An 8478-nucleotide genomic window follows, 5' to 3' on the forward strand; every position below is an offset into this window, starting at 1 on the left:
CGGCCTGTGCGGCCCCGAGCCGGGCCGGCGGTGTCCGTACAGCTGTGAGCCGTGTCGACCGACCCCATGGAGCCGTGTGCCGATGACCACCGATCTCGCGCCCGGGCCGGGCCCCGGAGAGGCCATGGCTCCCCGGGCTCCCCGGCGCCGTACGACCGGCCGGATCGCCTTCCGGCTGCCCGTGCCGCCCGTCTCCGGTGTCGTACGGCCCCGGCTGTTGGCCGTGTGCCTGGTACTGGCGGCCGTGACCTTCCTGGCCTTCGCCGTGGAGACGTCCGTCGGGGACATCGCGCTCCCGCTCACCGATGTGATCAAGGCCCTGGTGGGCTCGGGCGACCCGGCCACCGAACTGATCGTCCACGAGCTGCGGCTGCCGCGCGCCCTGGCCGGGCTGCTCGTCGGCGTCGCCTTCGGTGTCTCCGGTGCCCTGCTCCAGACCGTCACCCTGAACCCCCTGGCCGGCCCCGACATGATGGGCATCACCCAGGGCGCGGGCACCGCCGTGGTCGCCGGGATCGTCCTCGGCTGGGACGGCGGCATGGGCACCCAGGCCCTCGGCCTCCTCGGCGCGCTGATCGCCGGGCTGCTGGTGTACGTCCTCGCCTGGAAACGCGGCACCACCGGCTACCGCATCGTCCTCGTCGGCATCGGCGTCGCCTGGATCTGCACCAGCGCCACCGACTACCTGATGGCCCGCGGCCAGCGCTTCCAGGCGCAGGCCGCGCTCGGCTGGCTCGTCGGCAACCTCAACGGCCGCACCTGGGACCAGATCGGCCCCCTCGCCCTCACCATGGCCGTACTGCTCCCGGCGGCCCTGCTGCTCGGACGGCAGATCCGCACGCTGCAACTCGGGGACGACGTCGCCCGGGGCCTGGGCACCCGGGTGCAGATCGTCCGGGTGGCCGTCCTGCTCATCGCCGTCGGCCTCGTCGCCTTCGGCACGGCGACCGCCGGGCCGGTCGCCTTCGTGGCGCTCGCCGCACCCCAGGTCGCCCAGCGCCTGTCCGGCACGGCGTTCCCACCGCCGCTGGCGGCGGGCCTGACCGGCGCCGTGATGGTGCTCGGCTCCGACCTCGTCGCCCGCAAGATCATCCCGGACACGGAACTCCCGGTCGGGGTCGTCACCGGTGTGCTCGGCGCACCCGTCCTGCTGTGGCTGCTCATCCGCGCCAACCGCGCCGGTTCAGGAGGCTGAAGACGTGTCATCGAAGTACGAGCCGGGCCGCGACCTGGACGGCCGCACCCACACCGGAGGCGACCGCGGAGCCGGCGGCCCCGTCGACGGCCCCGATCTGCGCGCCGAGAACCTGCGCCTGGCGTACGACGACCGGATCGTCGTGGACGGCCTCGACCTGGTGATCCCCTCCGGCCGGGTCACCGCGATCGTCGGTGCCAACGCCTGCGGCAAGTCCACCCTGCTGCGCGCCCTGGCCCGGCTGCTGACCCCCAAGGCCGGCACCGTGTACCTCGACGGCCGCTCCGTGCACTCCATCCCGACCCGTACGCTCGCCCAGCAGTTGGGCATCCTTCCGCAGTCGCCCGTCGCACCCGAGGGGCTGACCGTCATCGACCTGGTGGGACGCGGCCGATCCCCGCACCAGACCTGGTGGCGGCAGTGGTCGCAGAGCGACGAGGAGGCCGTGCGCGAGGCGCTCAGAGCCACCGCCATGACCGACCTCGCGCACCGGGCCGTCGACGAACTCTCCGGCGGCCAGCGACAGCGCGCCTGGATCGCCATGGCCGTCGCCCAGGGCACCCCCGTACTGCTGCTGGACGAGCCGACGACGTATCTCGACCTCGCCCACCAGATCGACGTCCTCGACCTGGTCACCGACCTCAACCGGCACCAGGGCCGCACCGTCGTCATGGTCCTGCACGACCTCAACCAGGCCTGCCGCTACGCCGACCACATCATCGCCATGAAGGCCGGCCGCGTCGCGGGCGAGGGCGCCCCCGCCGACGTCATCACCGCCGCCATGGTCGAGGACGTCTTCGGACTGCGCTGCGTCGTCGGCGAGGACCCGGTCAGCGCCACCCCCATGGTCATCCCCATGGGCCGCCACCACGAGGGCGACACGGACGCGGCGGCCGTGCCCGTGTCGGGCACCACCGGCTGACGGCGACCGCCGGTGCCCTCGGGGCGCCGGAACCGTACGGCCCGCCCGTAGCCGAACACGGCCCGCCCGAACTCGGTTCGGGCGGGCCGTATCGGCGCCGGACGGGCCGATCAGCTCCTGCGGACAGGAGCCGCTGGTTCACGGATGCGCCGTCAGATACCCGCCCATCGTGCGGAAGTACTCCGTCGCCTCGTACTCCGTGCCGTCCTCGGTCCGCACCCGCCGCACCAGCAGCCCGGGCAGCCGCCCCGAACGAGCCTCGCGGCCCGCGACGATGACGACGCCGTCGCCCTCCCGGATGAAGATCCGGCCAGGAGTGCCGCCGTAGCGTCCCTGCGACACGCCGGCCGAGACGATGCGGATGCGCTCGCCGCGATGATGGGTGAAGGCGTTCGGATACGGGTCGGACTGGGCCCGTACGAACCGCTCCAACTCCTCGGCGGTCCAGGTCCAGTCGATACGGCTGTCCTCCAGGGACCGCTTGTGGAAGAAGCTGGACCGGGAGCGGTCCTGGGGTGTCCACACGGCCTTGCCGGAGGCGATGAGGTCGAGCGAGTCGGTGACGAGCGGGCCGATCAGATCGACCGTGCGGTGGAACAGGTCCGTCGCCGTGTCCTGCGGCCCCACCGGCACCGAGCGCTGCAACAGGACGTCACCCATGTCGAGTTCGGCGTCCATGCGGTGGGCGGTGACACCGACCTCCGGCTCTCCGTTGATCAGCGCCCAGATGAGCGGGGAGAACCCGGCGTACTTCGGCAGCAGCGAGTCATGGATGTTGAGCGTGCCGTGCGGCGGCAGCTCGAAGATCTCCGGCGGCAGCCAGGTACGCCAGTTGTTGGCCACGATGAGGTCGGGATCGGCCTCCTTGAGCCTGCGCAGCAGTTCCTCGTCACCCGGCCGGTTGCGCAACAGCACCGGCACACCGTGCTGTTCGGCGAGATCGGCGACCGAGTCGTTCCAGATCTTCTCGTACGCGTGGTCGCTCCTGGGATGGGTGACGGCCAGTACCACATCGTGTCCGGAGTCCAGCAGAGCCTGCAGCGTTCGGTGTCCCCAGGTCTGGTACCCGAACATGACGACCCGCATATGAGCCCTCCTCAGCCGTTGCTAGGTAAGGCTTACCTTATCTAACATGTGTCTGCTTGGGGGAGGCTGTGACCTCACTTGAGGAACGCTGTGACCCCCGTCTACTGGGAGGCGATGACGCGGTGACGACGCTGCAGACCGGGCCGGACTCCATCTACGACGTACTGGGCATCGGATTCGGCCCATCGAATCTCGCACTCGCCATCGCCCTGCACGAACACACCGTCAACTCACCGTCGAACGACGGGCTTCGGGTCGGGTTCCTGGAAAGACAACCTCGGTTCGGCTGGCACCGGGGCATGCTCATCGACGACGCCACCATGCAAGTGTCCTTCCTCAAGGACCTGGTGACGATGCGTGACCCCACCAGCGACTTCAGCTTCCTGTGCTATCTGCGGGACCAGGGCAGGCTTGTCGACTTCCTCAACCTCAAGACCCTCTTTCCTCTCCGCATCGAATTCCACGACTACTTCGAATGGGCCGCCGCCCGGGTCGCGCATCTCGTCGAGTACTCCGCCGAGGTGGTCTCCGTGCGCCCGGTCACCGAGGACGGCGAGATCCGCTACTTCGACGTCACCAGCCGCGACCCCGAGAACCCCGAGCGGCTGACGCTCCGCCGCGCCCGCAGCATCTGCGTGGCCACCGGCCTGGAACCGCATCTGCCACCCGGCGCCGCCCTGTCCGAACGGGTCTGGCACAACAGCGAGTTGCTGCCGAGGGTCGAACAGGTCCGCGGCTCCGGCGCTCCGATACGCCGCGCCGTCGTTCTCGGCGCGGGCCAGAGCGCGGCGGAGGCCGTCGACTACCTCCACCGCAGTTTCCCCGACGCCGAGATCTGCTCCGTCTTCGCCAAGTACGGCTACACACCCGCCGACGACAGCCCGTTCGCCAACAAGATCTTCGACCCCGAGGCCGTCGACCTGTACTACGGCGCGCCCCGCGAGGTGAAACAGTCGCTCTTCGACTACCACCGCAGCACCAACTACTCCGTCGTGGACATGGACCTGATCGAATCCCTGTCCCGGGCGATGTACCAGGAGAAGGTCCAGGGCCGGGAACGGCTGCGGATGATGAACGTCTCCCGCATCCGTGACGTCGAGGCGGGCGGCGACGGCGTACGGGTGACCGTGGAGTTCCTGCCGACGGGGGAGCGCGAGGTCCTGTCCTCCGACCTCCTCGTCTACGCCACCGGCTACCAGCCCCGGGGCCTGGGCGACAACCTCGGGGAGATCGGCAAACTCTGCCTCCGCGACGACGAGGACGCCCTCAGGGTCGGCCGCGACCACCGGGTGGCGACCGCCCCCAACGTCACCGCCGACATCTACCTCCAGGGCGGCACCGAACACACCCACGGCCTCACCTCGACCCTGCTGTCCACCACCGCCGTACGCGCCGGAGAGATCTGCAACACCCTCCTCGCCCGGCGGGCCATGAGCTCGACGGAGGCGAGCGGATGACGGACGGTCCGATGACGGACGGTCCGATGACGGACGGTCCGATGGCAGACGGCCCGATGACAGATGGGCCGATGACGGCGGAGTGACGGCGACGGATCTGACGGCGACGGATCGATGGACGCGAGCCGGGTGCACGGTCGAGGTCGACGAGTGCACCCGGTTGCGTGCCCGTGCCGCAGCGCAGTTCGGCGTGCGCCTCCGGGCTCAGCAGCCGGTGGAAGACACCCCTGGGGCGGGTGAGGCAACCGGTCGGCGCGCGTGACGCGGTCGGCGAAGCAATCACTGAACAGCCGCCTCGATCGATGCTCGCCGAAGCAAACCGGTCATTTGCTTGGCGAGTTGACGTTCTGGCCGGGCGGAACCGGATGATCGGCATCCGTGACGCGCTAGCATCACGGCGTGATTACGGCCAGTTCGCCCCGACGCGTGGCTCGGGCCCGCCTTTCCACGGGCCCGCTGCTGCGCCTGCTGGGCCTCGCCGTGGTCCTCTTCGCCGTCGCCCTCATGCATGGGGCGACCCCCGAGAGCGCCAGTGGACACCTCGTGACCAGCGCGATCACACCTCCGGCCGCGTCGTCCGAGCGCCTGCTCGACCACGTCCACGGAAGCCCTGTCTCCCCGGAGCCGCCGGTCGCCTCGGCAGCCGAGGGATTCGTCGGCCCCCGTGAGGGTCACGGCGATCACACGCCGAGCCATCCCGGTGATCAATGCGCCGCCGCGCAGCCGTACCCAGGCCCTTCTCTCGCACAGCCGCGCTTTGCGGTGTCGGTCAGTGAAGCTGTCGCCCCTGCCTGTGGGCCGACTGTGCGGGAGACCGGCGACTCGTGGCGCCCCGATCGGTCGTCAGCCGCCCTGAGAGCACTGGTCGTTCAGCGGATCTAGACCCCGGGTCCTCCCTCCCACCCGGCTGTTCACCCGCACCCGTACCATCCACGCCCGGCGCCCTCTCTCCGGTCCCGCACCGCTGAGCCGATGAGCCGCCCGGCGTGCTCGGAGGACCCCTGTGCCGACACGCACCCGCATGCCCTCGTACGTCCGACGGGCACAGGCCGACTCGCCATGGCCGCGCCCAACGGCATGGCCCGGACTGCTCGCCGCCCTCGTGCGAAGCTGCCTGCCCCTCGCGATCGTCCTGTGCGCCTTTCTGCACGGACCGATCGACGAGGCGACGCACCCGCTGACCGCGACCGTCCCGGCCGTGGCCCTGTCCTCGCCCGGCGACGAGCCGCCGCACGGACCCCACGGCCACCACGCGGCCGAAGAGTGCGTACCGGCCGGAGTAGTGCTGCGCGCCCCGGCCGTCCGGACGACGGACCAGCCCTCCACCGCCGCCACGACACCTCTGCTCGCCGGCGTCGCCGCGTTCGCCGTGTGCCCGCCGCGATGGGGGCGCCGCCGTCCGCACCGATGCCGACGCTCCCGTACGGGCAGGTCGGCCCTGGTCCGCACCTCCCGGTGGCGCATCTAGACCTCTCGCCCGCAGCCGGCCCGTACCGGCGCCGCGCGCACGGCCGGCGACCAGTGGACCATCCGTCCGCTCACCGCTGTGGCCGTGGCGCGAGATGAGCACGCACCCGCCTCATCGTCCAGCGAGAGCGAAAGACATGCAGCCGATCACCAACAGCACGATGAACAACGCCACGACGCACAACACCGCGACGAACAACACCGCGACGAACAACACCGCGACGAACAACGCCACGACGAACGACACCACCGCTACGAGCGTCATGAGCGCCCCGCTCACCGGCACCACGGCCCACACCGCCACCACCGGCGCGGCCAACCCCCTCGCGGTGACCAGCGGTTCGCCCCTGCCCGCGCTCGTGGGCAACACCCCCCTCCTCCGCGTCTCCCAGCCCCTGACCCCGCCCGGACACGGCTTCTGGGCGAAGCTGGAGGGCTTCAACCCCGGCGGCATCAAGGACCGCCCGGGCCTCCACATGGTCGAACGGGCCCGCGCACGCGGGGAGTTGCGGTCCGGTGGGCGGATCATCGAGTCCACCAGCGGCACCCTCGGCCTCGGTCTCGCGCTGGCCGGAATGGTGCACGGCCACCCCGTCACCCTCGTCACGGACCCCGGTCTCGAACCCTCCATGACGCGGCTGCTCGGTGTGTACGGCGCCGAGGTCGACATCGTCACCGACCCGCACCCGACGGGCGGCTGGCAGCAGGCCAGGCGGGACCGGGTCACCGAACTGCTCGCCCGGCACCCCGGCTCCTGGTGCCCGGACCAGTACAACAACCCGGACAACACCACCGCGTACACCCCGCTGGCCCTCGAACTCGCCCTTGAGCTGCGCCACATCGACGTCCTCGTGTGCAGCGTCGGCACCGGCGGGCACTCCGCGGGCGTCGGCCGGGTGCTGCGCCGGCTCTACCCGGACATACGGATCGTCGGCGTCGACACCGTCGGCTCGACCATCTTCGGCCAGCCCGCCCGCCCCCGGGCGATGCGCGGCCTCGGCTCCAGCATCTACCCGCGCAACGTCGCCTACGACATATTCGACGAGGTCCACTGGGTCGCCCCGCACGAGGCCGTGTGGACCTGCCGCCGCCTCGCCGCCTCGCACTACGCCACCGGCGGCTGGAGCGTCGGCGCGGTCGCCCTCGTGGCGGGATGGCTCGCCCGGACGACGGCCGCCGACACCCGTATCGCGGCGGTCTTCCCCGACGGACCGCAGCGCTACCTCGACACCGTGTACGACGACGAGTACTGCGCCCGGCACGGACTCCTCGACGGACCGCCGCCCCTGGAACCGGAGGTGATCGGCCGCCCGGACGAGAAGGAGGTCGTCCGCTGGACCCGCTGAGCCGACGTCGTCGACCCCCTCACCCTGACCGCCGCGACCCGCGAGGGGACGGCCGAGGCCCGGGAGGGGACGGCCGAGTGAAGGGCACCCTCGCACAGGTGCGCTCCTACGACCGCGCCGTCCAGCTGTTGATGGTCAACCAGTTCACCATCAACCTCGGCTTCTACATGCTGATGCCCTACCTGGCCGCCCATCTCTCCGGCACGCTCGGCCTCGCCGGCTGGGTCGTCGGACTCGTGCTCGGCGTACGGAACTTCAGCCAGCAGGGCATGTTCGTGGTCGGCGGCACACTCGCCGACCGGCTCGGCTACAAGCCGCTGATCGTCGCCGGCTGCGTGCTGCGGACCGTCGGCTTCGCGGCGCTGGGCTTCGTCGACTCGCTGCCCGCGCTACTGGCCGCCTCGGCGGCCACCGGCCTCGCGGGCGCCCTGTTCAACCCGGCCGTACGGGCGTATCTCGCCGCGGAGGCGGGGGAGCGCAGGGTCGAGGCGTTCGCCCTGTTCAACGTCTTCTACCAGGCCGGAATACTGCTCGGCCCCCTGGTCGGGATGGTCCTCACCGGCGTCGACTTCCGCGTCACCTGCCTGACGGCGGCCGGCATCTTCGCCGTACTCTCCGCCGTCCAGATCCGCGCCCTGCCCGCGCGCGGGCGCGAGGACGAGGACGGCGAGGTGCGGCGGGGCGACCGCCCGGAGAGCGTGCTCGCCCAGTGGCGGGGCATCCTCGCCAACCGGTCGTTCCTCCTCTTCTCCGCCGCCATGACCGGCTCGTACGTCCTCACCTTCCAGGTGTATCTGGCCCTGCCCCTGGAGGTACGACGCCTGGGCGGGGCGGGCGAGTTCGGCACGGCCGCCGTGGCGGTGCTCTTCGCGGTCTCGGGGCTGAGCACGATCCTCGGCCAGACGAGGGTGACCGCCTGGTGCAAGGCACGCTACGAGCCCGGCCAGGCGCTGATCCGGGGGCTGATGGTCATGGGCGCCGCGTTCGTCCCCCTGCTGCTCGCCG

At 71.2% G+C, this 8478-nt stretch carries 6 protein-coding genes and 1 pseudogene; 6 read left to right on the forward strand and 1 reads right to left on the reverse strand.

The features are described from left to right. The first annotated feature begins 82 nt into the window (after nucleotides 1-82). Both STRIP9103_RS32975 and STRIP9103_RS32980 read left to right on the forward strand, forming a co-directional pair. On the forward strand, nucleotides 83-1195 hold the full coding sequence (locus STRIP9103_RS32975) for a FecCD family ABC transporter permease (RefSeq protein WP_048821420.1): 1113 nt from the start codon (nucleotides 83-85) through the stop codon (nucleotides 1193-1195). Nucleotides 1196-1229: 34 nt separating this feature from the next. Continuing rightward, entirely contained in the window at nucleotides 1230-2117 is an 888-nt protein-coding gene (locus STRIP9103_RS32980; protein ID WP_048821424.1) for an ABC transporter ATP-binding protein, read from the forward strand. A gap of 138 nt (nucleotides 2118-2255) precedes the next feature. Here the strand turns inward: STRIP9103_RS32980 and STRIP9103_RS32985 are convergent, their stop codons facing one another. After that, complete coding sequence (locus tag STRIP9103_RS32985) at nucleotides 2256-3203, reverse strand: methionyl-tRNA formyltransferase (RefSeq protein WP_009327735.1); 948 nt, start codon at nucleotides 3201-3203, stop codon at nucleotides 2256-2258. 122 nt (nucleotides 3204-3325) lie between these two features. Between STRIP9103_RS32985 and STRIP9103_RS32990 the strand changes: the two genes are divergently transcribed. The 4 genes and pseudogenes from STRIP9103_RS32990 to STRIP9103_RS33005 form a co-directional block, all read left to right on the forward strand. After that, nucleotides 3326-4660, forward strand: coding sequence for a lysine N(6)-hydroxylase/L-ornithine N(5)-oxygenase family protein (locus STRIP9103_RS32990; RefSeq protein WP_048821421.1), 1335 nt, complete (start codon nucleotides 3326-3328; stop codon nucleotides 4658-4660). A 1021-nt stretch (nucleotides 4661-5681) separates the two neighbouring features. Beyond that, nucleotides 5682-6128, forward strand: a complete 447-nt coding sequence (locus STRIP9103_RS32995; RefSeq protein ID WP_048821422.1) for a hypothetical protein — start codon at nucleotides 5682-5684, stop codon at nucleotides 6126-6128. 262 nt (nucleotides 6129-6390) lie between these two features. Beyond that, a pseudogene (locus tag STRIP9103_RS33000) lies at nucleotides 6391-7470 on the forward strand (PLP-dependent cysteine synthase family protein); the annotation flags it as partial. Nucleotides 7471-7550: 80 nt separating this feature from the next. Next, a partial coding sequence (locus tag STRIP9103_RS33005; RefSeq protein ID WP_048821423.1) for an MFS transporter occupies nucleotides 7551-8478 on the forward strand: 928 nt, incomplete at its 3' end.

Source organism: Streptomyces ipomoeae 91-03 (assembly GCF_000317595.1).
GTDB lineage: Bacteria > Actinomycetota > Actinomycetes > Streptomycetales > Streptomycetaceae > Streptomyces > Streptomyces ipomoeae.

Bases quoted from the DNA above. Each gene is read 5' to 3' on its own strand.
- STRIP9103_RS32975 (WP_048821420.1), top strand. From the start codon at position 83: ATGACCACCGATCTCGCGCCCGGGCCGGGCCCCGGAGAGGCCATGGCT.
- STRIP9103_RS32985 (WP_009327735.1), bottom strand. From the start codon at position 3,203: ATGCGGGTCGTCATGTTCGGGTACCAGACCTGGGGACACCGAACGCTG.
- STRIP9103_RS32995 (WP_048821422.1), top strand. From the start codon at position 5,682: ATGCCCTCGTACGTCCGACGGGCACAGGCCGACTCGCCATGGCCGCGC.